This window comes from Streptomyces sp. 13-12-16 (assembly GCF_002114215.1).
Taxonomy (GTDB): domain Bacteria; phylum Actinomycetota; class Actinomycetes; order Streptomycetales; family Streptomycetaceae; genus Streptomyces.
The window spans coordinates 1,439-2,626 of record NZ_NCTE01001462.1 but is presented as its reverse complement, the minus strand read 5'-3'; the positions used below and the strand labels follow the sequence as shown (position 1 = coordinate 2,626).

1 protein-coding gene is annotated in these 1,188 nt (G+C 74.4%); it reads left to right on the top strand.

Going from position 1 to position 1,188, the window contains the following annotated elements; genetic code table 11:
* Window positions 1-97: 97 nt before the first annotated feature.
* A partial coding sequence (locus tag B7767_RS42645; RefSeq protein ID WP_085576484.1) for a putative baseplate assembly protein occupies window positions 98-1,188 on the top strand: 1,091 nt, incomplete at its 3' end.

Here is a 1,188-nt window from a genome sequence, read left to right as displayed (position 1 = left end):
TCTTCCCCTTCTACGTCATCCCCTCCCACGACGAGCCCGGCACGAGCGGCACGGCCGGTGCGGGCGAGTCGGGCCCCCTCCCCGAAAGCGACCGCTGATGGCCCTGCCCTCTCCCCCCCTCGACGACCGCCGCTTCCAGCAGTTCGTCGACGACGCCAAGCGCTACATCCAGCAGCGCGCCCCGGAGTGGACCGACCACAACGTCTCCGACCCCGGGGTCACCCTGGTCGAGGCGGTCGCGCACATGGCGGACCAGATCGTGTACCGCCTCAACCGGGTGCCCGAGAAGAACCACCTGGCCTTCCTCGACCTCGTCGGCATCACCCTGTTCCCGCCCACCGCCGCCCGTACCGACGTCACGTTCTGGCTGTCCGCGCCGCAGGACGAGCCGGTGGTGCTGCCCGAGGGCACCGAGGTGGCCACCACCCGCACCGAGCGCGACGAGGCCGTGGTCTTCGCCACCGAGCGCGAACTCGCCGTCGTCCCCTGTTCGCTCGGCCGGCTGGCCGTGCAGAACCGGGGCGAGCCGGTCGCCGACCGCACCGACGACCTGGCCGAGGGCAAGGACGTCCTCTGCTTCGCCGAGGCCCCCCGCCCCGGCGACTGCATGCTGTTCGGCCTGAGCGCCGCCGTCCCGCACTGCGCCGTCGCCCTGGAACTCGACAGCCGCGTCGACGGCGTCGGCGTCGACCCGCGCCAGCCCCCGCTGGTGTGGGAGGCGTGGACCGAGGACGGCTGGACGGAGTGCGAGGTCGACCGCGACGCCACCGGTGGCCTCAACCGGCCCGGCGAGGTCGTCCTGCACGTCCCCGGCGGACACGTGCTCTCCCGCAACGGCGGCCACGAGGGCGGCTGGCTGCGCTGCCGGGTCACCGACCCCCTCGCCGGCCAGCCCTTCTACACCACCTCCCCGTCCGTGCGGGCCGCCGAGGCGTACACCCTCGGCGGCACCACCGGCGCCGTGCACGCCGAGACCGTGCGCGACGAGCCGCTCGGCGAGTCCACCGGCCTGCCCGGCCAGCGGCTGCGCCTGGCCCACGCGCCCGTCGTGGGCGACACCCCGCCCGTCCTGCTGCAGACCGCCGAACACGACGGCTGGACCGACTGGGACGTCGTCCCCCACTTCGCCGCCTCCCGCCCGCAGGACCGGCACATCACCCTGGACGCCACCACCGGCGAGATCGCCTT